The sequence below is a fragment of the Paenibacillus sp. FSL R5-0923 genome, assembly GCF_038009145.1.
Lineage (GTDB): Bacteria > Bacillota > Bacilli > Paenibacillales > Paenibacillaceae > Paenibacillus_AQ.
In genome coordinates this window covers 903730-927764 of sequence record NZ_JBBPAT010000002.1, presented here as the reverse complement: position 1 = coordinate 927764, position 24035 = coordinate 903730, and the positions used below count along the sequence as shown (strand labels likewise).

Here is a 24035-nt window from a genome sequence, read left to right as displayed (position 1 = left end):
ATAACAGCATTGGTAACTTAGACATAGCCAGATTTTTTCTTAAAGATCCACCCCCATTTGTAACCGCTTACATATGTGCTTACACCATTTTACAACTCCGACACAATCCACAACTATACTAATACTAAAGGTGTTACCCCCCATAATCATAGGAAAACACACGAAAGATCCAGGAATTCCCTATGTCTTCCCACGTATTAAGACTTCTTCATAGGTAATCCAATACTATTCATTAAAAAGTTTTCACAATATGGACGATTACGAATGATCTTTTTTTAGATATGCGCATACTAAGCTCCATATTTTGAAACTTGCGCCAAGTTGAATCGTAAGTTTGAAGATAGGTCCTGAAGTCTACTGATTTGACGAACTGATATACCATACTTGTGTAGAACACGCAGTTATGTGCACTTATGCAGTAAATCGAAGCTTATGAGACCTAAAAAAAGACACAGCACAGCGGAGAGGAGCTATCATTAGTGGAGTATTACCGCAAGAATGTAACAGACAGTTTACAGGAAGTGCAGAGTACAACTAACGGGCTTACGTCGGCAGAAGTCGACAAACGACTGGAACGTGATGGTTACAATGAATTAAAAGGAAAGAAAAAAGATCCCCTCTGGAAGCTTTTTCTTGAAAATTTCAAGGACCCTATGGTGGTCGTACTGCTTATTGCGGCCATTGTCCAGATTGTTATGGGTCAAGTTATGGAGTCGCTTATCATTTTCCTCGTGTTGATTCTCAATGCAGTTATAAGTGTCATCCAAACTCGTAAAGCGGAGAGTTCACTTGATGCCCTGCAGCAGATGTCGGCACCCGAGGCTAAAGTGTTGCGGGATGGAGCCTTAAAAACCGTCCCTGCCAGAGAGCTTGTTCGCGGTGATATCGTATTACTGGAGGCTGGAGATTTTGTACCTGCCGACGGCCGTATCATAGAATCGGGAAGCTTGAAGATCAATGAAGGCATGCTGACCGGAGAATCCGAAGCTGTAGAGAAGCATACGGATACCATCGCAAAGGAATCTCCACTCGGGGACCGTCGTAATATGGCGTTTAGCGGTTCTTTGGTTGTATATGGCCGTGGAACTCTTGTAGTAACAGGAACTGCACTGACAACCGAAATCGGCAAAATCGCTGAACTCATTGAGAGCGCCGAAGCCAAGCAGACGCCACTACAGCGTAAGCTCGAAACCTTTAGCAAGCAGTTGGGTGTAGCGATTATCGTGCTGTCCGTTTTGATCTTTGCCATCCAAGCCGGACGTGTTTGGCTGTCGAATGATACAGTGGATACCACGGAAGCCATTCTGAATGCCCTAATGTTTGCAGTCGCTGTGGCAGTCGCCGCTATTCCTGAAGCTCTATCCTCGATTGTAACGATTGTCTTATCCGTAGGTACGAATAAAATGGCTAAGCAACATGCGATTATTCGTAAGCTGCCAGCCGTCGAAGCACTTGGATCAACCAGTGTCATCTGTACGGACAAAACCGGTACTCTGACCCAAAATAAAATGACGGTTGTAGATTACTTTTTACCGGAAGGTGAACGTGATCAATTCAATCAAGAGCCCGAAGAATGGTCTGAGGAAGCCCGGCGCCTCCTACACATTGCCGTGCTTTGTAACGACTCTAACATTAATGAAGATGGTAAAGAACTAGGCGATCCAACTGAGGTGGCACTTATTGCCTTCAGTAACAGCATGAATAAAGATTACAAGGAAATACGCGACAATTTCCCTCGTGAAGCCGAACTTCCTTTTGACTCTGATCGCAAGCTAATGACGACCTTACACACTTTTAACGGACAAAAAGCAATGATCACTAAAGGCGGACCAGATGTACTCTTTAGTCTTTGTACGCATGTACTACTAAGTGGACAAGAAGTGCCGATGACACCGGAAGTTCTTGATCGTTTCATTGAAGCCAATGAGGAATTCTCCAGCAGAGCACTACGTGTACTTGCCTATGCTTACAAAACTGTACCAAATACGGTCACTGAAGTGGGTCTTGAGGATGAACAAAATCTGGTGCTCGTAGGCTTGACAGCTATGATTGATCCCCCTCGGGAAGCTGTCTATGGCGCGATCGCAGAATCCAAGAAGGCTGGAATTCGGACTATCATGATTACTGGTGATCATAAGACAACCGCACAAGCGATCGGACGCGATATCGGCCTTATGACCGAAAAAGAAATTGCCGTAACCGGTCAAGAGCTTGATGCCATGTCCGATGAAGAACTGGATAATAAGCTTGAGCAGATTGGTGTGTACGCACGAGTCTCTCCGGAGAATAAGATCAGAATTGTCCGGGCGTGGCAGCGAAAAGGCAAAATCACTGCTATGACCGGTGATGGTGTAAATGACGCGCCTGCCTTGAAGCAAGCAGATATCGGTGTTGCTATGGGCAGTGGAACCGATGTTGCTAAAGATGCGGCTGCCATGATTTTGACTGATGATAATTTTGTATCCATTGTGAATGCTGTGTCTGTAGGCAGAACGGTATTCGACAATATCAAAAAAGCGATTGCCTATTTATTTTCAGGCAACCTGGGTGCGATTATCGCCATTCTGTTTGCCCTGATCTTCGACTGGATTAATCCCTTCACAGCGATTCAGCTTCTATTTATCAATCTGGCGAATGATTCACTGCCCGCCATTGCCCTTGGTATGGAGAAACCTGAACCTAACGTGATGAACAGAAATCCAAGAGAACTGAAGGAAGGTATATTTGCCGGAGGAATGATGCAGGCTATTATTACCCGTGGTCTACTTATAGGTATAGCCGTAATTATATCCCTGTATATCGGACTCCAGCATTCCCCTGATATGGGCGTGGCTATGGCATTTACAACCCTGATCCTGTCTCGTACACTTCAGACCTTTGCCGCTCGCTCGAACAGTCAAACAGCTATTGAAGCTGGGTTTTTCAGCAACAAATACGTCATCGGAGCCGTTTTGGTCTGCTTTGCCTTTTACGGGATTGCGGTTCTGCCAGGGGTTAGAGAAATCTTCTCGATTCCAGCTTCATTCGGAATGTCCGATTGGCTGATTGCAAGCGGTCTGGCACTCGGCGCCGTCATCCTAATGGAATTGACGAAGGTTATTCGTAGAGCGTTTACTCCTAAATCAGTTTCTTAATCACAATTGAACAAAAAATCAAAACAGCGATTCTCCAAGGATGGAGAATCGCTGTTCTTCTGTCATTTTCAGATCTGATTCAAACATCCGTATTATGATCAAAATATCACGTAAACTTTAATATTTGACTATGTATTCACAACATTCATCCCCATGAACATTACATTTCACTTCCCGGACGGAAACTCGTTTCCCACGTATTTTGCTAAGTGCTCCTTCGATAATGGCCCCCTCTAGGTCACATACCATTTTCCCTTCCATAATAGGTAACCCTTCGCAGAAACAATCGTGTACTGCAATTGACATTCCCTTGTCATCTTCATGGGTTATTATAGGGATCCCTATCTTCATTCGTTCGAATAACCCGAATAGTTCATTAACGGAGGTAACACCAAACTCTTCCCCAATTTTTCTTCCTATCGTCAACGTTGTGCCCTTACCATTCATGGGTAACGCTTGGTATAATCCAATAAGTCTAATCGTTCTGAAAAGCTCTAAGGGTACAGCATCACCCAAATTTTCTCTCTTTATTTTTTTCATATCTGTAAAAGTAAAATGATCCATGCCCGTAGCCTCCAAATTCTTATGTAATTTATATTTCAAATTTAATTAATATATTGAGTATAAACGTATCCAATAAATGCTTTGTGATCCTACGCACTTCCTATCCCTAATGATTGGAAGAACAAGGGTTAAAAATCATTATTTTATATTCTGACACTTGACTGTTAGCGCTTCATCTATGATAATTACAACCTCACCCAAAAAACTGGGACTGGAAGAAAATTGATTTTGAAAAGAGGCGGTCGTTATTAGCTGGTTAAGTGATCTATATAAATTACAGAAGCAGGAGCTAAAAAAGGACATCGAACCCTCTTTAGTCAATGCCATCTTTCGGATGTATGATAGATTTCCCAGGATTGGACTTAAAGAGCGGATCGGCCAGCAAGATATGTCTCTGGATATCGCTGATGCTTATATTAATGGTAGAAACGCAATGATTGAAGCTGGAGTCGGCATCGGTAAGTCCTTTGCATACCTCATACCCAGCCTGCTCATTAACCAAGTCTCAAGACAACCGATCATTATTGCAACATCCTCCATACAACTTTCAGAACAGATCCATAAAGATCTGAGATTCATCGGAAGCCGGCTCGGATTTACATCGGTTCGCTCCGTAGTCGGAAAAGGCATGGGGCAATATGCTTGCCGATACAGGGCAGCAGACCTGTTACAACCTGATGATTCAAGCTCTCCTCTATCTACACTTGCCCAGCGTATTGTGAATTATGACATTGATGAGAGAGCAGACATTAAGGGCGGGGTTAGTGATGCAGTATGGTCTAATGTTTGTGTGAATGATTGTAAATTTGAACGATGCCATTATAAAAGCACATGTTCATTTTACGAGATGAGAGCGAAGATTAACGCCGACGCCAGCGACATGGATTTTATTATCGTCAACCAGGACCTGCTCATCCGTGATTTGATCAAGAAAAAAGAAGGAACGAAGGGATTAATCACTGAACGGCCAGCTCTGATCGTAATTGATGAAGCTCATAATCTGGAAGCAAAGGTTAGAGATGCTAGAACGCTCGAGTTTACATACCGGGGAACCTGCCGTATTCTGGATGACACCTTACAGATTCTCTTCAAGCAATCCGCAGATAACGGCCTTTTGCCGCAATTTAAATTTTTGAAAAGATGCATGGGTCATATTTTCAAACAGGTAGAAACGGATTTGCTGCAAACAGCCAAGCAGGATAATGACCGGATAAAAGTGTCGGAGATCACAGGGATTCCGTTAAAGCGGGGGGCTCAGGTTTTGAAAGAGTTTAATCTCAGCTTATCCGTCTTAACTTCCAAGCATGAGCGAGAGATCGATAATCTTTTTGAAGCCATGAACGGACTTATAGATCTCTTTGATGTACTCGCCGGAGTCCAGGATAACTACCTGATTTGGGGAAGCAATACCCAGCGTGAGGCCACTATTAGTATCTGTCCTAAAGGCATAAGCCAGTTCCTAAGATATAGCTTATTTAACGGGAAAACATCTGTTATTTTAACGTCAGCAACCATGTGCCAAACCGGAGAAACACTAGAGGAACAATATGCATATCTGACGCAGTCGCTCGGTTACAAGGGAGATTATATGGAGCGCCAGGCTTCGCCGTTTGATTATGACAACCACACCATGCTGTATATTGCTAAGGACATCCCTTACTACAACCATCAGAACAAGGTAGGTTATCTTGAAGCGGCATACAAGGAAATGCTGAGGCTCTGTAATTTAACGGACGGACGGACATTGGTTCTTTTTTCAGCGAAGGAAGATATGAAGTACATTCATAATAAGTTAAAATCCGAGAAGCTAGCATGGGCGGTGCATGTTCAAAGAGAAGGATCGTCTCAGGACGGGGTGATCGCTGAATTCCGTGGCAGTAAAGGCGTCCTTCTTAGTACCGGTGTATTCTGGGAAGGCGTGAACATCGAAGGTTCTGATTTGTCTCAGTTAATTATTTTCCGTCTGCCCTTCCCTGTTCCTTCCGATCCTGTCTATGAATATAAAGCATCTTTGACGAAGGATCCCTTAAATGACGTTTTTGTACCGGACATGCTGCTTCGGTTAAGACAAGGAACCGGGCGACTGATCCGTAGTGAGACTGACCTTGGTGTACTCAGCATACTTGATTCCCGTCTGTCTGCTGCTGCGAAAAAGGATTACCGGGATAAGGCGCTGGAATCTTTACCATTTAAAAAGGTTACCGAGGATTTTAGAGTGCTGGAGAAGTTTGTAAAAGAAAAAGAGATACAACTTAGCGTTAAGTAGAATAGGCTGTACCGTCCTCTAAGGAACGCGTATTTTTGAATAGCGATACTGTGTATCGTTTGGATGATCCTTTTCAGCATGAAAAAAAACAAACAAGCCTGAAGAGCTTCTGTGCCAGGCTTGTTTATTTTTGCTGTATCAGCTCTCCGAAGCTGATGATCCATTTATCATCCTTCATTCAATCATTCAAATTGTTCGTAGCCTCAAATGTGATAATCATTTACCCAAGGCAAAATAACCATCACGCTAGTACCTACCTGAACTTCTGAATCCACCTTAATTTGTCCCCCATACATTTCTATTAATTGTTTACAAATTGATAATCCAATTCCTGTCCCTTTTTGCTTGGTTGTAAAGAAGGGATCAAATATTCGATTTAGTTTATCCAGTGGAATTCCTTCTCCATTGTCTTTAAAAATAAGGATAATTTCGTTAGTCTCATTAGCGGTGCTAACTGTAATGTCTATTCTGCCTCTAAACGCTGTGAATGAATCGATACTATTTTTTAAAATGTTAAGGATTACCTGTTCTAGTTGAGAGGCGTTTCCATACGTCATTACTTTCTCTAGAGAATACTCCACGGAAAGAATAATATCATCACTAAGTATGAGTTGATTCACGATGTTATTAACTCTATGTATAACCTCGATAACGTTATATACTACGCCGGTATTTTTCGAACTATCTCCTTTTCGAGCCAGTACTAGGAAGTCCGTTACTAATCCGTTCAGAGCATCAATCTCTTTGATGGTTATATCCAGATACGCACGCAATTCATCCGCCTTGATCACCGGTTCATATAGCCTGTTATTTACAAGCTGGGCAAATCCTTTAATCGAAGCAAGCGGATTCCGTATTTCATGTGCCATACCAGCTGCCATTTGTCCCATAACAGCAATTTTTTGTTCATGCAAATTGTCAATCTGTTGATTTTTATTAGATAAATACCCCTTTGCAAAGCCCGTAAAACCGGTCCAGTTGCTTTCCATTAAACGATTATAAAAAAACAATCGAGTCGTAGAATCATCTTCCATCTCTTCAATGATCTTAAACATCATATTCTGAGCGATTAAGTTTAAATCCTTGCTCATTTCAAGTAAGATATCAAAATGATCACCGAATATTTCTGCAGTATAAATCCCTCGCTCCACCCCCTCTTTTTCTAGTAGGTTTAGGTATTGGTCGTAACCAAAGGAATCCAAGAACAGTGCCTCTATCATACTCATTAATATCGTGCTGAATGTTGAATCTAACAATTCCTTATGCGTCTCTATAAACCAGGCGGATTCGATATTTTTCATAGTTATAGAATGATAATGCCTATCTAAAATAATTGGAACAGCTAGGGTTAATGACGAACGTAATGCATTTGCTCTGTATGACATTTTCATCCTCCCTCTTTGTTGTTTTGTATTCAATATATATGTATATTTTCCTGCTTCAAAAGTAACAGTAAGTCACTATATTTCACAAAACCAATAGTTTTACTTAATTAATAATTATAAGCGCTATAAAAAATGAAACACCCCAAGCTATTCCGCCTGTAACGGAATGATTTGGGGTGTTGATTACTTGTATGATAAATCTATATAACCAAGGGGAGCTTGTTAGCCCCTACTTACCTTCAAAAGGCTAACCTTCCTCATTCTAGTATAACTATGCAATTGAAACGATAATGTCTTTGTACTATCAAAAAAGCATTTGATCTAGGATCAAATGCTTTTTACGTTGCTCCTTGATTATTCAAACAGATCATTCACGGAACGAATAGGCTTCACATCCATCGATTCCTTCGATGCGGCTAGATTCAAATACACTCCTACCCAGATGATTGCGCATAAAATGATATAAACCATCTCTTTATCCCCTCCCTTGCGTGGGTTTTATCAGCAATCTATTAATCGTCTCTGTACTCAAAAACATCAATGTTAGTAGGGCAAATACTATGAACCAGAGCATCGATGGAGCAATGAAAAATCCAAGTAGCGCAACCGCAGTAAGGAAACAACTGAACAATGTGATTCTACCCGTACCCAGACGCTCGACCATCCTTTTGCTGAAGAGACTGGACACGATGGTCCCTCCCGCAATGATCATGGACACGATACCTGCCGAGCCAAGAGATGAACCAATCTCGGGCCAGATAACGGGCCATGCTGAGCCGAGTAAAGAGTCAGGAAGTCCTAGACTGATAAAAGCCAGATATATAATAATCAAAAACCAGGTAGACAAGCATGCTTCCCCCTCGTGATAAAAATGATTCGTTGCACCCGTAAAGAAATACATTCATACACTTAATAAATATACTTTATAAAGTCTATGTATGAAGTATGCGATATAAGCATTTCTTTGTCAAGCAACTCATTCACTGATCTGGAGCTGTATCATTAGTGTGCAGTGCATATCAGCAATTGGATCAATACTCATATTGATCACCTAAAAAAAAGAGGCTTGTCCCATAAGTCATTCATCTCATGACATATGGGACAACCTCTTAATGGAGCTCGACCAAATCCGGCTCCAATGACTTCAATGTCAACCAGCGCAGGCCGGCCTCGAAATCTTCTTGAAATGTATCTTGCATAACAATCTGTGGATAAATGGGCATTGGATGTCGAAGCTGATAAGCTTCCCAAGCAGATGTCCAGATTTCTAATTCCACCTTATCCTGATATATTACAATTTTGTCCGGAGCAAGAACAGCATTCAGGGTTTGGATAATCCGGCAGGTAGTATCGATGAACGTGTCCTTGCCCATCTCGAGACTCCAGTCAGGCATGTCGGGCAGGAATTTTATTTCCCCTGACATACCCTGATTACCTTTAAGGATCTTTCCATTCAGATAGATACCCATGCCAGGTGGGTACCTGTTTGGAAAGTAAAGACCGAGCAAGTACTGTTCTTCTTCCTCTCCCTGGTTCATGCAATATCCGCTGATAGCTGCATTAACGTCATTTTCAACCAAGATAGGCAACTCAAATTGTTGCTCAATCTCTTGAATCATCCGTGAGCCAGTCAGCTCATGGTGGCTGCTGACTTTAATTTCGCCGTTGACAACCTGTCCCGGAATGCCTATGCCAATAACCTTGATAGAAGGATACAAGGCTATAGAGTGTTCAATAATATCACAAAAAAATTGTCTTTCGAAGACTGGAATGATATGTTCATCCTTCGCCAGAATCTCGTTCTCCAAATTCACAACGGTGGCTGAAATCAGTACCTGTCCCTCTTTATCCTTCAGATAAATAACCAGCCCGAGGCTGAAGTTGTAATTGTAGCGATAAGTTTGTGCTGGCCTACCGCCGTTTGATGGTACAGTCAAGTCTTCGAACAGCTCACCTAACTCGTGCAGCTCCTTGACTAATGAGTTTACTGTTACGACGCTCAGTTTGGTCAGTGCTGCCAGCTGGGGTTTGGTGGCTGTATTTATACGTTTCATCACTTGACGAACGTTGTTAAGGTTAATTTCCTTCATTAAGTTGGCGTTTGCTGTTCTCATAAGCCCCCCTGCTCGATGAACGTATGGATCAATTCATCAGGTATTCCGTTTAAGTATGATTGTACCTTAATGTCGTCTAGTTTTCATCTTCATACCTTAAATACGACAGTGTTAACTATTATATCTCGGGGTCCATCAAACTAAATTGCAAAGAATTGAACCTGGCTCGGATTAACAAAAAGGACCTTTAATGATTAAGAAGAAGAGCCGCCAATTTTAGCCGCTCTCCCATTAGTTCCATCATTCTCATGTTAATTCGTAATTACCCATTTTTGCCGATCAAGAGTAGGATCAAATTCGCTTAGAGACAATGTTGTTCCATCCGCTGATACTTCCAGCGCTTTCTTATGATGAGCAGAAATAATACTTACGGTACCATCATCATTTTTGTGAAAAATCCAACGCTGATTGTTATATCCGAGATAATGGTATAACTGAATTTTATTTTGCCCAGTGTCTAGATCAAGCGCCTGACCGGCTGTTGTACGAATGGAATAGGAACCTGCATCATCCCCCGTCGGCACGATCACCCACTTCTGATCCGTAGAATCATTCGCATCCTTCAGGGTAACAGCTTCACCATTTGCAAGATTTGCTGTATAGAGAGATTTCTGTAGTTTTGCATTTACTAGACTGGATGTGGTCAAGTTGGCAGGTGTTTCTCCGCTCACGTTAACGTTCTGATATGAAACATATCCACCAAATACATGTAATCCAAAGCGACCTTCTGCAAAAGTGCCATCCTGCAGGTCGATCACTTTCTGCCCGTCCACATAAACCACAATATGCGGGCCCTTCGCTTCGATTTTTACTTTATAGGTTTGACCCGGCTGAATGAACGTCGGAACTTTCGCCAGTATTTGACGCTCTTCAAAACGGCCTTCGATTTTATAAAAGAGACGTACGGACTTCATAATCGGATCCAGATTTAAGTAGTATCCGCTGCGTCCATCTTCGCTGGCGCGGAACAACATAGAGCCTGCTCCCCCGGATTTCCCTAACATCATATCTGCTTCATAAGTAAAGTCTCCAGCCTGCTTCTCTGCGATATAATTCGCGTCACTCAAGTAATTTCCACGAATTCCATTTTCACTAATGACCCAAGAGGCCGCAGAAAGATCTTTAGTCCATCCACCTAAGTTCGTATGAAATTCACCATCAGTTACCTTAACTAATACGCTTGTTGAAGTCTTCCCATTTGGGGTAGAGACAGTAATGATAGACTCGCCTTCTTTTTTTCCTACAATGGTTGCCTGTGAGTTATCCATCACGTTTAGTTCAACTACATCCTTGTTACTGGAATTCCATTTCAGCGGCTGTGCTCTACTCCCTGTTCCATTCTCTACCATTGCCAAGAGTTTGTCGCTTTGCCCCTTGCTCAATTCCCGATCATTTGTATCCATCATTATCTTGGTAGCGGAATTGGAATCCTGATTCCATACAGAGCCTAACCGATTCACCTTCAGAGATACGACTTTTACGTTGCCTCCTTTGGTGTAAAAGCTCAAAGCTCTGCTAGCTGGATCCGGAAAAATGACATCAGAGAAAACAACTTTACCGTTGTTACCAAAAACCTCAAGAGAAGACTCGTCTACAAGGATACGCATCTTAACACGCTTATTCTCCGTTTGCATTGGCGCTTCATGTCTTGTATTAAATAAACTCGAAAAATCCGTCAAACCAGATGCAGACCGATCCACGAAAATCTTACTCTCACTAGGTTTATATCCAACTACCGTTTTCTGATTTCCACCTACACGAACGTTAAAGCCAAATTCATTGACCTGACTGCCTGCAGGAATTTCTACTTCAGCTTCAATCTCGTACGCACCAGAAGTAACGCCTTTCAGTAGGTTCTGAGAAGAAGGACTCACCACTTTATTAGCTGTAGAATACAGCTGACTACGTAACGATTCTAACTCCTTGATTGGGCTTTGGGCGAGCTGAATCCCATCTTTAGTCGTTACTAATGAGACTTCCCTTGGGATTGACAGTACGCCTTTCCAATTGGTAGTCGGGAAAGCAAATGGATAGTCCCAGTTTGTCATCCAAGCCATCATTACACTGCGATGATCTGGCATGTTCGAAAAAGACATTGATGCATAGAATTCTTTTCCAAAATCAGTTCGCAATACTATGCCTGCCGGATTATCATTTACGAATTTACCTTCCGCTGTTAAATGACCCACAAAATATTCAGCATCTGATCCGCCTGTTTTTGAATTCGCTCCTGTACTAATCATCAGAACCCACTTCTTCTGTGATGTTCCGTCTACCGAAAGCTGAAGCAAATCCGGACATTCCCATACACCGCCGCGAACATAGTCCCCGTATCCCCAACTATCTGTCAGGGTCCAATCAAGTAGATTCGTTGAAGTAAAGAAACGAATATGATCTCCACCGGATACAACCATGACCCACCTGTTATTGTCGTTATCACGAATCACTTTCGGATCACGGAAATCCCAACCTCCAGGCTCATCTCCATTATCGCCGGGATTTCCAATAATAATTGGACGTTCCTTGGAATATTCCCAAGTACGACCTTGGTCCTTGCTGTATGCAAGACCGATACGCTGATTCCCATTCGGGCCATCGGGATTATAGGAAGTGTAGTAGGCAATTAGCCCCTTACCTCCTGAATCCCCGAACAAGCCTGATGCATTCGTCAAATCTGCCACAGCCGATCCAGACCAGACATGTCCATGATCATTCCACGGCAGCGCAATCGGAAGCCGCTTCCAGTTCAGCATATCTTTACTGACAGAATGTGCCCATGTGCCTCCGTCCTGATGGAATAGATGATATTCTCCTTCGAAGTAGACCAGTCCATTCGGATCACTTGCAGAACCACGAATTGGCGTATAGTGATATTGAGGACGATATTTTTCATTATAATAACTGCTAGCATCCGTCACATAAGTATCCTGGAAGTAAGCCGTTCCTTGTTTAACGACGATTCCTGCATATCCATCGGTGTAGGTTTTATCTGTTAGATCGATTGCAGCCGGGGTGTATCCGTCTAGAAAGACCTGAATTCTGTTTCCATTTGCCTTTATCTCTACGTGATGTTTTGCTCCGGTCTGACTTGGATAGGTATGCCGTGAACTTACAATGATTGTTCCGTTAGCGTTCGTCAAGCTTACACGTACCTGATTTCCTTCCTTCGTAAGGGCAGCTTCATATCCCTTTGTTCCATCAGCCGATGAACGAAAGGCGAGCGCTGCAACAGAATCAGGACGAAGAGATATATTACCTTCATATACAAAATCAGCAGCTTGTTTGTTATATATTTGCAGTGACTTACTCTGGTTTGCTACCATTCCTTTTTTGCCGCTGATATTAGGCTGCCATTGTCCTTGATTTGTAACCACAGCACCCAAATTTCCTTTCAGATCACTTACGATTATGTTTTGGAACAAAACAGAACCATCCCATACATTGAGTCCTAGCTTACCTGTACGATACGCGTTATCCTGAACCTCAATCACAGGTTTATATGCATTGTCCCAATATACTTTCAGCGATGACCCCTCTGCTTTCACCTTGAGATGATAGATTTCGCCTGCCTTGACTGTAACTTTTCGCTCCTCTTTTAATTTCCCTTCATCACCACTTGCGTCTTGTAAACGAATCATACCTGCATTCGGTACGATTTGGAGCATGTAGGAGCCCCAGCCATCTTCATTAGAACGGAACAATAAGGTCGCGTCAGCTTGCATATCCTTGATCATGACGTCAGCTTCATAGATAAAATCCTCTGACACCGTTTCGGAGATTGCCATTACATTTTCTTTTGGATCGGAAGTCAGTAAGATTCCTTCAGGAGTATCCACCAAGTTACCTTTTCCTTTTATTTGCCAACCTGTCAAATTCGTATTTGTATTGGTTACGCTTTCAAAAATAGAAAGTCCCTCCTTAGCTCGTTTGCTTACCTCCTGTTCAGCGAGCGCAGCCCATCCAGTCCCGGGATTTGCTACATAAATGCCTGCTGAAGTCATTACAAGTCCTGTTACCATAAGAAAGCATATTGCGACTTTTCCTTTATTTTTCATCTTCTTTGCCCTCTTTTTCTATCATTAATATTGAAAAACAAGAAGGAGGCCAATTCATTACTGCACTGACCTCCTCTATATATTCTTTTACAATTGAGCAGAAATCTTACTTTCCAGTGCTGTGAGTCCAAGAGCCAGAGCACCGCATAATCCCGCCTGTTGGCCTAGTCCTGGTGGAACGATATACTCATCTATGTGTTCCAAAATAGTACTTGAGCTGACATAGCCGTTCAGGTTCTGAAGCACAGCCTGACGGATCAGTGGAAACAATTGTGACTGCTGCATAACACCACCACCCAGAATGATTTTCTGAGGAGAGTTAAGCAATATAGCACCCGTAATCGACTGTGCAATATAAAATGCTTCCATTTCCCATGCAAGATGATCCATAGGAAGTTCATGGCCCTTCTTCCCCCACCTTGCTTCAATAGCAGGACCTGCCGCCATCCCTTCTAGGCAGTCCCCATGATAGGGACATCCCCCTGGGAATACATCGTCAGGATGGCGTCTCGTAAGAACATGACCCCCTTCAGGATGCACAAGACCATGAATGAGTTTACCTTCTGAATACACTCCCACACCAACACCCGTGCCAACTGTATAGTACAAACAGCTGGATAACCCTTGGGCAGCGCCCCATTTGGCTTCACCAAATGCCGCTGCATTGACATCCGTGTCCCATCCAAAAGGAACCGAAAAATTTCTTTTCAAAGTGCCCAGCATATCGTAATTTCCCCACCCTGGCTTTGGTGTTGTTGTAACGTAACCATACGCCCTGCTATCTGTGTGAATATCAATCGGACCAAACGATCCAATTCCGATAGCTTCTACTTGCTTGCCTTGAAAATATTGAATAACTTTAGGCAACGTCACCTCAGGATGTTCTGTTGGGAAACTAATCTGATCTTCAATTTCCCCATTTTCATTCCCAATGCCACATATAAACTTCGTCCCGCCAGCTTCAATCGCTCCTATACGCATATACATGACTCCTCTCGATGACTAATTCTTGTCTTGCTCAGCAGAGGAAGTAAGCTCATAGATATCCAGGGAAATCAGCAAGTCATTCTCATTTTCTGCAAACACAGCTATACCTTTAGATTCTAGTCCAGGGAATATAAGATCCGTAATCACTGCCTGACCACCATTACTGAACGCCTCAACTGAAGAGCGATCCACAAAAATACGGAGATCATTTGACTCATCAAGCGCTTCGAGCTTGGCTGAATGATGTCCTACGAAATGTTCGTGGAAATCATGCTGACCTGAAGCCATCCGATCTACATAAAGCTCCTCTGTCTCACCGTTAATACCGATTATTGTTTGACTATCCGCACCTACTCTTACTTTGAAGCCTACAGATTTACCTCGAGTGAACTCAGCTATAATCTCATAAGATTCCAAGTGAATCTCCTTAAGAAGAGTATTGATTTCTTGCACCGTTGCAGCTTTCACAGAAAGGACTTGTACACGAGCAGATTCCAACTCTTGTACCGGCTTCTGCACAAGAAAGATCTCCCCTTGTCTTGATTCGAGTTGAAGCTCCCTTGCAATCGTCATCGCGCCGCGGAATTCTTCTGCCGGCGTCTTGTTAGCATACATCCAGTTGCTCATCCAGCCGATAAATAGTCGTCTTCCATCTTCAGCCGGTATATCAGACCAGCTTACACCTGCATAATTATCTCTTCCATAATCAATCCAGCGAACTTTTATCGAATCTTCATCTGGCGTGAACACTTCTCCATCAAAATCCCCTGTGAAATACTGAGTTCTTGACCCTTCCACAAAAGCGGGATCCGCACCGATGCTCACAAGCATCACCCATTTCGTGTTCGAATGATCGCCATCAATAGCAAGTGGGAACAAGTCTGGGCATTCCCATACCCCGTCATGAGAACCGATTCCGTTACCAAATTCGCTGGCATATGTCCAGTTAATTAGATCAGGAGAATGATATAAACACACCGTTTGACCACAAGCTACAATCATCACCCATTGATTCGTATCTTGATTCCAAAATACTTTGGGGTCACGGAAATCAATGAATGTATCATGTTCAAGTACCGGGTTTCCTTCATACTTCGTCCAGGTTCTTCCGTTATCTTTACTGTAGGCCAAGCTTTGACGCTGAATGGCTGGCTTGCCTTCTGGCATATCCAAATGATGCGTAAAAATCGCTACTAAACCTGGTTTACCTTCAAAAAATCCAGTCGTATTATTCCAGTCAACTACAGCACTGCCGGAAAAAATCATACCTAATTCATCTGGAGCGAGAGCGATAGGCAGTTCCTCCCATGTAACAAGATCCTTGCTGACCGCATGGCCCCAGTGCATAGCTCCCATGGTCATTCCACCCGGATGGTGCTGAAAGAACAAATGATATTCACCCTCAAAATAAACCATTCCGTTTGGATCGTTCATCCACTTTTCCTTAGGGGAAAAATGATACACACCTCGGTAATTTTGTTTCGCAATCGTAGACATTATTGTTTTCTCCTTTACTCCCGTAATAAGATCTTAGTTCTAAGATCATCTCTCTTTATATAGATGAAGGTCGTGTATAGCAGTGTAACTGACAATATTAATCATTTGTTATTGGGTTGCTCTATCATATCCGCCTTGTTTAATTTGAAGCCATTCTCGCAAGCCCAGACGGTCCAATTCTTTCAGATATTCATCCCATTGCGCTTCGATTTTACCGTTTTGGTACCATTCCGTGCGCATTCTAAGCACGTAGGCAAAAAGATCTGTTTCAATTGTCGTAAGGCGATCAAGCTCTTGAATGGAGTGGAATACACTCGGCATTACGTTTTCTGCTTTCATATTTGGCGCCATGATATTCTTGATAATATCCATTCTGCTTTTGGCATCATCCGGCATGGTTGTGTATTTCCCATAATAAGAATCAAGAATAGCCAGGGGTCCACCGACACTTGTTTTCTCACGTAGTTCTACAGGAGCTGCACCCTCCAGCGGCAAATGTTTCAGCATTCCTTTTTCTTTATCAAATTCGAAAATATTCTGCTGTTTTTCATCTCCATACGTCCCCCAGTTGTTCTGTACAGATTGAATCGGATCGAAGAGTTGATCAACCCATTTCGCTGTCGTTTCCAAGTTCTTATTGGCGCTTGTGACAACCATCTTACCTCTTCCCAAACCAAGCGCGTTCGTTCTTGTTACGTTAACTTCACCATCGGGTCCAGCAAGTGGAGGCATAACTTCGTAGCTGTCATTATCTCCGGTGATGTTGGCCTTATCCCATGAGAAGTAAAGTCCGTATTTCTGATCCTTTCCTTTTGCAAGGTAAGTACTCCAGTCTTGTGTGTAGGCTTCAATATCAATGAGTCCTTCTTTATACAGCTCGTTAATAAAAGAAACTGCTTCCTTGTAGTCTTCTTGTGCCGCCGTAAATATCACTTTCCCATCATTGCTCACAACCGCATGGTCAGGGTTCTCACCCAATCCAAACGAAGCAAATAGGAATGCCAGATCTTCTGCTCCCGGCTTGTTAATAAAGGACAATGGAATTTCGTCAGCCTTACCGTTGCCATTTGGATCTTTTGTCTTGAATGCAATTAATACTTCCTTTAATTCTTCTGTTGTTTTAGGCATATCAAGGCCAAGCTTCTTAAGCCATTCCACATTGATCCAAGGCATACTATCTACCGCCTGGATTCTTTCTTTACCGCTACCCAGCTCTTCAATCCATGGAAAGGCATAAATATTGCCATCTGGTGCCGTAATCATACTCTTATATTCTGGTGCTTCTTCCAGCACCTTTTTGAAGTTTGGCATATTGTTTTCGATGAGATCATTCAGCGGAACGATGGCACCATCTTTAGCAAGCTTGAGCAGCTCATAGTCACTATAGTCCGCATTAAAAATTGCATCAGGAAGATCACCACTTGCCACAGCCAAGTTTCTTTTTTCAACAAATACGTCTTTCGTGAAATTCTTCCAATTAATATGAACATTCGTCTTTTCTTCAAGACGTTTATTAATCAGTTTTTCATTTGGATCAGTTGGTGCAAGTGGAGAGCTTTGCGTAATAAAGTTCAAAGTTACTTTACCGCTGGCGTCCTGTTCTTTACTAGCTGCACTTCCCCCTCCTCCTCCACCGCATGCACTAAGGAACATAAGTGAAGCAAGTACAGTTACAGAAGCTGCTTTCGTCGAAACTCTTGATTTCTTAATTCTTTTCATAGGGTATGACCTCCAAATTAGATATGAATGAATTAATCTTTATCTATGTGCAGCCTGTTTCCTACTTAAGGGAACCGACCATAACACCTTTTTCAAAGTACTTCTGGAAGAACGGATACATAACAATGAGTGGCAAACTGGAAACAACGATGGCAGCATACTTGATGATTTCAGACAATCGTTTCATTTCCGCCATGGCGAGTTGATCGCTGATCATGCCCGGATCTACCTGATTCTGGATCAAGATGGAACGCAACACGAGCTGCAGTGGATGAAGATTAGGATTATCTAAATAGATCATAGCGTCAAAGTAGGAATTCCACTGGCCAACAAAGGCATAAAGAGCGAGCACAAAAACAATCGGTTTGGAGAGCGGTAATACGACACTGAAGAAAATCCGCATCTCCGAAGCTCCATCTACATTAGCGGCTTCCTTCATTTCATTCGGAACTCCTTTGAAGAAAGTTCTAGAGAGAATAATGTTCCAAACATTGACTGCCCCTGGAATGATCACCGCCCATACTGTATCAAGCAGACCAAGGTTCTTAACGAGCAGATATGTAGGTATGAGTCCACCCCCAAAGAACATGGTGATAATAAACAATGTCATGAAGAACCCTTTTCCTTTGAGCCTGTCATCGGACAGTGCGTACCCTGCACAGATTGAGACGAGAACGGTAATCATAGCAAATGAAACAGAGTATAAAACAGAGTTTCCAAAACCTCGGATCATGGCCGGATTAGAAAGAATTTTTTTATACCCTTCTAATGACCAGTCCGAAAGATTGAATGATAATCCTTTACTGAGCAGCACAGATGGATCCATAAAAGAAGCAATCACTACATAAATCAAAGGAAGTACGATGATAAGTACGGCCAGTGTCAGGAAGATCGCGTTCAGCACGACGATAAAGCGATCTAATCCGGAATGTTTAATAGGCATAGCTTGTTGCTCCTTTCTTAGTAAAGACCTTCACCCTCATTCAGTTTCTTCACGGTGAAGTTAACTGTGAGGAGCAAGACGATGTTGATGATAGAGTTAAACAATCCTACTGCGGCTGAATAGGCATAATCGCCCGACTGCAAACCAATTTTATAAACGTAAGTCGGAATGATTTCTGAGGTTGGTAAGTTCATCGCCGTTTGCATGAGATAGGCTTTTTCGAAGCCAATGGACATAATCCCACCAGCTGCAAGGATAAATACGATAGCCATAATTGGACGAATGGTTGGCAGATCGATATGGCGTATTCTTTGTAGAAGATTAGCGCCATCGAGATTGGCTGCATTATGTAACTCAGGATCGACATTAGCAAGCGCTGCTACATAAATAATGGATGCCCAACCGGCTCCGGTCCAAATATCAGATAAAATGTAAATCGAACGGAAGTACTCGGGACGAGACATGAACATAATTGGTTCACCTGTAAGCCAGGTAAAAAACTGGTTAATCGGTCCCGTTGGGGACAAGAAGATAAACAACATCCCGACCACAACGACAACAGAAATAAAGTTAGGTGCATACAAGAACAATTGAATGTTCTTTTTGACGCCTGCACGGCGAATTTGATTCAACATTAAGGCAAGCAGGATCGGAATTGGAAAACTCAGAATTAATCCGAAGAAACTTAATTTAAGCGTATTCAAAAAGATTACTTCGAAATTGGGAGAAGAAAGGAATTTCTCGAAGTTGTACAAACCTACCCATTCACTCCCCATGATTCCTTTGATTGGGCTGAAATCTTTAAAGGCTATAATCGCACCATACATAGGACCGTATTTAAAAATAAGGGTCAGAATCACAGCTGGTGCGAGCAAAATATAAAGAAAGTAGTGCTTCTTTAAATAATCCATTAAGGAACTCTTATGTCGCGTCACCGTTATTCCGTGTTCGGCTTCTATTGGGTTATGCAATGCCTTTACCTCCGTTCTTATCAATGTTTACATCTTGATGCAGTAAGGGCTTTCAATCTCACTTATGTCCTGCTGCTTTTACAATTTACCAAACACTTAATCGTTCGTCAATACATTTTGTAAAAATATTTATGTGCATATGACAAATTATTCTGTTCATAAATGACGTATACTATTTTACATAATTACAAATACAGCCAAATTAAATAAGGATATATACTTTAATCTCATGATTTTCTCTAAAATATGAAAACAAAGCTATTTTTTTGCACATATGCAACCTAATAAAATGTAAACTAAATTGTGCATTTGTAAATATCATGTTGCTATTTTTAGCAAACTAATATACATTAAAGAGAGTTGGAATAATGGCAAATAGTACACTATTTGTGGCGAATATTAAGAACAAGAATATAGAGGTGAATTACATAGGTGGCCAGAGAAAAAGTAACCATACAAGATATCGCGGATGCTTTAGGAATCTCCAGAAATACAGCTTCTAAAGCCCTAAATGGAACGAACGGTATACCTGATGAAACCAGAAACAAAGTAATTAAGAAAGCAATAGAGTTAAAATATAAACAATTTGCTTTTATGGACACCGAGAGTGTTCAATCAAGAAACTCTGGAAACATCGCTTTATTGACAGAAAACTTACCTAACACTTCCCATTTTGGGTCGAAACTGATCAGTGGCATGGAAAAAAGAATCAGTGCAGAGGGATATAATTTATCCATGCACATTATTAGAGACATTGATCAAGAGTCCCTGTCTCTTCCAAATAATTTTGATGTCTCCAATGTGGACGGAATTATTTGTATTGAGTTGTTCAATTCGGAATATAGTAAGTTGATTACAAATCTAGGTATTCCAACTATTTTCATCGACTGCTCTGCAGATGTCTGTTACCCTGAATTCCAAGCAGATGTACTTCTCATGGAGAACGAACACAGCACATACCAACTTACCAAAAAGTTAATTGAGGGCGGTTACAAATCACTGGGGTTCATCGGGGACTATAATCACTGTAGGAGTTTTAATGAAAGATGGGTGGGCTTTAATCGCGCACTAATAGAATCCGGGATTCAGCTTGATCTCACACAATGCATTCTCGATGACGATCAACTATTTTTCTCAAGTCCAGAGTGGGCAGATACTAGACTAAGTCAAATAAATGAGCTCCCTTCTGCTTTCGTGTGTGCTAACGATTATATTGCGGTTACCTTTATGAAGTCACTCAAAAATGTGCTTTCCATTCCTAACGACATCGTCATTTGTGGTTTTGATAACGGTCCTGAATCAAGCATTGTAGAACCCCATCTTACTACGGTTCATATTTATAGTAATGAGATGGGTGTCAAAGCAGCCGAAATGCTACTTTCCCGAATTCATGATCCGAAGCAACCCTATCAGGTTTCTCATATTTATACCAAACTCATCATAAGAGACTCTACACCTAATATCAGTTGATGAATTCATAATTTTGAGATAAAAAAATAACCTATGAAAATGAAGCAAAGAACCCAAGCGATTAAAAATTCAATCGCTTGGGTTCTTTATGTTTGTTAGACTACAAGAATGACCGTCTACTCCCTTTATTGGGACGATAGCTCTTAATGGCATTAATCAAGCCGATGCACGATGTGATGTCAACAAAGAGGGCGTCTCTTATTCGTTGTTCCCCATCGTGCTGATGTCGATGACGAACCGGTAACGGACATCTGAAGCAAGCACACGCTCCCAGGCTTCATCAATCCGGTCAGCAGAAATGACCTCGATTTCAGATGCAATATTATGTTCAGCGCAGAAATCAAGCATTTCCTGCGTTTCACGAATTCCGCCAATCATCGATCCGGCAAACGAGCGGCGGTGGCCGATCAGCGAGAATACGTTTACTGCCAAAGGATCAGCAGGCGCACCGACATTGACTAATGTACCATCAAGCGCCAGGAGCGAAAGATAGGTATCGATATTAATCTGCGCGCTTACAGTATTTACGATTAGGTCGAACGAACCGGCAAGCTGTTTAAATGTCTCCGGATCGCTAGTGGCATAATAATGGTCCGCCCCTAATTTCAATCCATCTTCCTTCTTCTTCAGTGACTGTGATAAAACAGTAACCTCAGCCCCCATGGCATGAGCGATCTTCACAGCCATGTGTCCAAGTCCGCCAAGACCCACCACAGCTACTTTTTTGCCAGGAGCGGCTCCCCAATGACGCAGCGGTGAATAGGTGGTAATTCCTGCACACAGAAGCGGTGCAGCGGCGTCAAGCGGAATACTGTCAGGAATCCGAACCACAAAACCCTCGGTTACGACGATATGGGTGGAATAGCCGCCTTGCGTATAATGCCCGTACCTGTCGATTGCTCCATAGGTGCCCGTATTTCCACTCAGGCAATACTGCTCCTCACCTTTATGGCAATTACTGCACTCTCCACAGGAGTCAACCATACAACCTACACCTACCCGGTCGCCCACTGAGTACTTTGTGACTTCAGAACCAATCTGGCTGACAATTCCGGCGATCTCATGCCCCGGAACGAGTGGATAGTTGACCGGTCCCCATTCCCCCCGGGCAGTATGAATGTCCGAGTGGCAAATGCCAGCGTATTTAATCTCAATAAGAACATCGTGCGGCTGCAGATCTCTGCGTTCGATTGTGGTTAGCTTGAATGGACCTTCCTGACTGAATGTAGCGCGTGCATTAACTTTTATCATAGTGAAACCTCTCTTCTAGTTAATAATAAAATCTAAAACGTCAGCTTTACAAAACATATGTTATTACTTAAAGTTAACTCTAAGTCAAGCACAAAATATATTTGAGATTGGAGATAGATGATGAAGACATACTCCATAAGTGAAGTTGCAGAGTCCTTTAACATGACACCACATACCCTGCGTTACTATGACAAGGAAGGTCTTTTCCCTTCTATAGAAAGAACCTCCGGCGGTAAACGTATATTCAAACAATCCGATATGGATGCTTTAAAGGTAATTGAATGCCTGAAGTCATCCGGGATGCCAATTAAAGAAATAAAACATTTCATTGAGTGGTGTTCTGAGGGAGATTCCACCTTACAGCAAAGATATGATATGTTCCTGGAGCGGAAAGCTTCCGTAGAAGCACAGATGGAAGAATTGAAAAAAACGATGGAAGTCATAGAACATAAATGCTTCTACTACAAGACCGCCTTGGATAGTGGTACGGAAGATATCCATAAAAATAATGAAATGAAAAGTTCATCCACTCATTAGGAATGGACCTTCAAATTACAGTAAAGGCGGGGCAGATTGATCTGCCCCGCCTTTCTTCAATTCATAAACTTTTTAGTTGGTACGCCTTTTTGCCAGAAGCTTCTCCGTAAAATTCACATCAAAAAAATGAATGATGGGTCCCAGACCAAGTGCTGACACCAAAGTTCCTAAGCCCACAATGCCTCCTGCCAGGAAACAAATCAGAGCACAAAGCGCATCCGTAAACATCCGGTGCCAAAAATAAGATATTTTAGGGAAATTCTCTCTCATAATCAGGGATAAGCTGTCGTAGGGAGCTACTCCCACCTTCGATGTCTGATACAGGGAGACCCCAAAACTGCATACCACCACGCCAATTGCTACGATAACCACTCGCTGCCATAACAAATGAGGTTCGCCGAACAGAGATAGCCAATTATTATGAAAGAAAGTAGCAATATATCCTAAAAGAATTGCGTTTACGAAAGTCCCGACTCCAATAAACTTTCGTCCTGTTATGAATTCGATTACAAACAATAGCAGGTTCAGTAAGATCAAAAAATTCGCATATGTTATACCGACGCTCTCTGCAAGTGCCATTGCCATACCGCTGAAGGGATCATTCCCCATACCGGACAGCTTGAAAATACTAATTCCCATGCCCAGAAATACATTGCCGATAATCATAATAAGCAATCGTTTTTTATCGACGTTATGAATATATCCCCTCATATTGTCCATCCTATTTTCATATTAAAAATGCAACTTACAATAACGACGTCATTATATCATATTTTCTTGATTTGGATTGGAAATAAATACAAAGACTACACAGAAAGGAGACGATTAAATGAAGGACGACAAGAAAGCTCCGCTTGATGGACGCGGCCCGGGTGTTGATCCCATAACCGAACCCGATTCAAGCCTGGCTGGCGATATGGGAGCAACAGGTAAGCTGGAAGAAATCGTGGGTGCTTTACAGGGCGACGAACCAGAGATCACAGCTCCCGGCATTTCTCCTGATAAACAAAAAAATACAGAAACAACGGACTGAACATTATTTGAAGGGAACATTCCAGGAAAGAGGCTGTCCGATATTATTACAGCTAATGAGGTATCCCGTTTTTTAATATTCCAGGATCCGGGATACTTTGTTATCTAAT

At 42.3% G+C, this 24035-nt stretch carries 16 protein-coding genes and 1 pseudogene; 5 read left to right on the top strand and 12 right to left on the bottom strand.

The features are described 5' to 3' along the window. Window positions 1-479: 479 nt before the first annotated feature. On the top strand, window positions 480-3134 hold the full coding sequence (locus MKX35_RS29315) for a cation-translocating P-type ATPase (RefSeq protein WP_076298174.1): 2655 nt from the start codon (window positions 480-482) through the stop codon (window positions 3132-3134). Window positions 3135-3251: 117 nt separating this feature from the next. Here MKX35_RS29315 and MKX35_RS29310 read toward each other — a convergent pair whose 3' ends face one another. After that, window positions 3252-3698: a V4R domain-containing protein gene (locus MKX35_RS29310; protein ID WP_076298175.1), complete on the bottom strand. Its 447-nt coding sequence runs from the start codon at window positions 3696-3698 to the stop codon at window positions 3252-3254. Between the two features lie 334 nt (window positions 3699-4032). Here MKX35_RS29310 and MKX35_RS29305 point away from each other — a divergent pair, with 334 nt between their 5' ends. Beyond that, a complete protein-coding gene (locus MKX35_RS29305) occupies window positions 4033-5964 on the top strand; it encodes an ATP-dependent DNA helicase (protein ID WP_256716198.1) in 1932 nt (643 codons plus the stop codon). Window positions 5965-6167: 203 nt separating this feature from the next. On the opposite strand, the gene MKX35_RS29300 is transcribed toward MKX35_RS29305, so the two are convergent. From MKX35_RS29300 to MKX35_RS29260, 9 genes and pseudogenes are all read right to left on the bottom strand, one after another. After that, entirely contained in the window at window positions 6168-7349 is a 1182-nt protein-coding gene (locus tag MKX35_RS29300; RefSeq protein ID WP_076298177.1) for a sensor histidine kinase, read from the bottom strand. Between the two features lie 547 nt (window positions 7350-7896). After that, window positions 7897-8196, bottom strand: a pseudogene (locus MKX35_RS29295) (MFS transporter); the annotation flags it as partial. A 262-nt stretch (window positions 8197-8458) separates the two neighbouring features. Next, the gene (locus MKX35_RS29290) at window positions 8459-9439 is read right to left on the bottom strand and encodes an ROK family protein (protein ID WP_371916469.1); all 981 of its coding nucleotides are present in this window, start codon (window positions 9437-9439) and stop codon (window positions 8459-8461) included. A gap of 275 nt (window positions 9440-9714) precedes the next feature. After that, window positions 9715-13518: a GH32 C-terminal domain-containing protein gene (locus MKX35_RS29285; protein ID WP_076298179.1), complete on the bottom strand. Its 3804-nt coding sequence runs from the start codon at window positions 13516-13518 to the stop codon at window positions 9715-9717. An 87-nt stretch (window positions 13519-13605) separates the two neighbouring features. Then, the gene (locus MKX35_RS29280; protein ID WP_042185873.1) at window positions 13606-14499 is read right to left on the bottom strand and encodes an ROK family protein; all 894 of its coding nucleotides are present in this window, start codon (window positions 14497-14499) and stop codon (window positions 13606-13608) included. Between the two features lie 21 nt (window positions 14500-14520). Beyond that, on the bottom strand, window positions 14521-16002 hold the full coding sequence (locus MKX35_RS29275; protein ID WP_076298180.1) for a glycoside hydrolase family 32 protein: 1482 nt from the start codon (window positions 16000-16002) through the stop codon (window positions 14521-14523). A gap of 108 nt (window positions 16003-16110) precedes the next feature. Next, on the bottom strand, window positions 16111-17721 hold the full coding sequence (locus MKX35_RS29270) for an ABC transporter substrate-binding protein (protein ID WP_076298181.1): 1611 nt from the start codon (window positions 17719-17721) through the stop codon (window positions 16111-16113). A 61-nt stretch (window positions 17722-17782) separates the two neighbouring features. Next, window positions 17783-18664: a carbohydrate ABC transporter permease gene (locus tag MKX35_RS29265; RefSeq protein WP_042125286.1), complete on the bottom strand. Its 882-nt coding sequence runs from the start codon at window positions 18662-18664 to the stop codon at window positions 17783-17785. Window positions 18665-18681: 17 nt separating this feature from the next. Next, window positions 18682-19575 (bottom strand): ABC transporter permease, encoded by an 894-nt coding sequence (locus MKX35_RS29260; protein ID WP_081382700.1) that lies wholly within the window; start codon window positions 19573-19575, stop codon window positions 18682-18684. A 492-nt stretch (window positions 19576-20067) separates the two neighbouring features. On the opposite strand from MKX35_RS29260, the gene MKX35_RS29255 reads away from it, so the two are divergent. Continuing rightward, on the top strand, window positions 20068-21105 hold the full coding sequence (locus MKX35_RS29255) for a LacI family DNA-binding transcriptional regulator (RefSeq protein WP_076298182.1): 1038 nt from the start codon (window positions 20068-20070) through the stop codon (window positions 21103-21105). A 198-nt stretch (window positions 21106-21303) separates the two neighbouring features. Here the strand turns inward: MKX35_RS29255 and MKX35_RS29250 are convergent, their stop codons facing one another. Further along, window positions 21304-22356 (bottom strand): NAD(P)-dependent alcohol dehydrogenase, encoded by a 1053-nt coding sequence (locus MKX35_RS29250; RefSeq protein WP_076298183.1) that lies wholly within the window; start codon window positions 22354-22356, stop codon window positions 21304-21306. 120 nt (window positions 22357-22476) lie between these two features. Between MKX35_RS29250 and MKX35_RS29245 the strand changes: the two genes are divergently transcribed. After that, the gene (locus MKX35_RS29245) at window positions 22477-22893 is read left to right on the top strand and encodes a MerR family transcriptional regulator (protein ID WP_076298184.1); all 417 of its coding nucleotides are present in this window, start codon (window positions 22477-22479) and stop codon (window positions 22891-22893) included. A 72-nt stretch (window positions 22894-22965) separates the two neighbouring features. Here the strand turns inward: MKX35_RS29245 and MKX35_RS29240 are convergent, their stop codons facing one another. Continuing rightward, window positions 22966-23604 carry a YczE/YyaS/YitT family protein gene (locus MKX35_RS29240; protein ID WP_076284368.1) on the bottom strand — a complete coding sequence of 213 codons (639 nt, stop codon included), beginning with the start codon at window positions 23602-23604 and terminating at the stop codon, window positions 22966-22968. A gap of 118 nt (window positions 23605-23722) precedes the next feature. Between MKX35_RS29240 and MKX35_RS29235 the strand changes: the two genes are divergently transcribed. Continuing rightward, on the top strand, window positions 23723-23926 hold the full coding sequence (locus tag MKX35_RS29235) for a hypothetical protein (RefSeq protein ID WP_076284369.1): 204 nt from the start codon (window positions 23723-23725) through the stop codon (window positions 23924-23926). The last annotated feature ends 109 nt before the right edge of the window (window positions 23927-24035 follow it).

What these genes read in the sequence shown, in the direction of transcription:
- MKX35_RS29245 (WP_076298184.1), top strand. Translation starts at nt 22,477, where the DNA reads ATGAAGACATACTCCATAAGTGAAGTTGCAGAGTCCTTTAACATGACA.
- MKX35_RS29305 (WP_256716198.1), top strand. Translation starts at nt 4,033, where the DNA reads ATGTATGATAGATTTCCCAGGATTGGACTTAAAGAGCGGATCGGCCAG.
- MKX35_RS29310 (WP_076298175.1), bottom strand. Translation starts at nt 3,698, where the DNA reads ATGGATCATTTTACTTTTACAGATATGAAAAAAATAAAGAGAGAAAAT.
- MKX35_RS29250 (WP_076298183.1), bottom strand. Translation starts at nt 22,356, where the DNA reads ATGATAAAAGTTAATGCACGCGCTACATTCAGTCAGGAAGGTCCATTC.
- MKX35_RS29270 (WP_076298181.1), bottom strand. Translation starts at nt 17,721, where the DNA reads ATGAAAAGAATTAAGAAATCAAGAGTTTCGACGAAAGCAGCTTCTGTA.
- MKX35_RS29290 (WP_371916469.1), bottom strand. Translation starts at nt 9,439, where the DNA reads ATGAAGGAAATTAACCTTAACAACGTTCGTCAAGTGATGAAACGTATA.
- MKX35_RS29260 (WP_081382700.1), bottom strand. Translation starts at nt 19,575, where the DNA reads ATGGATTATTTAAAGAAGCACTACTTTCTTTATATTTTGCTCGCACCA.
- MKX35_RS29265 (WP_042125286.1), bottom strand. Translation starts at nt 18,664, where the DNA reads ATGCCTATTAAACATTCCGGATTAGATCGCTTTATCGTCGTGCTGAAC.
- MKX35_RS29240 (WP_076284368.1), bottom strand. Translation starts at nt 23,604, where the DNA reads ATGAGGGGATATATTCATAACGTCGATAAAAAACGATTGCTTATTATG.
- MKX35_RS29275 (WP_076298180.1), bottom strand. Translation starts at nt 16,002, where the DNA reads ATGTCTACGATTGCGAAACAAAATTACCGAGGTGTGTATCATTTTTCC.
- MKX35_RS29285 (WP_076298179.1), bottom strand. Translation starts at nt 13,518, where the DNA reads ATGAAAAATAAAGGAAAAGTCGCAATATGCTTTCTTATGGTAACAGGA.
- MKX35_RS29300 (WP_076298177.1), bottom strand. Translation starts at nt 7,349, where the DNA reads ATGTCATACAGAGCAAATGCATTACGTTCGTCATTAACCCTAGCTGTT.
- MKX35_RS29235 (WP_076284369.1), top strand. Translation starts at nt 23,723, where the DNA reads ATGAAGGACGACAAGAAAGCTCCGCTTGATGGACGCGGCCCGGGTGTT.
- MKX35_RS29280 (WP_042185873.1), bottom strand. Translation starts at nt 14,499, where the DNA reads ATGCGTATAGGAGCGATTGAAGCTGGCGGGACGAAGTTTATATGTGGC.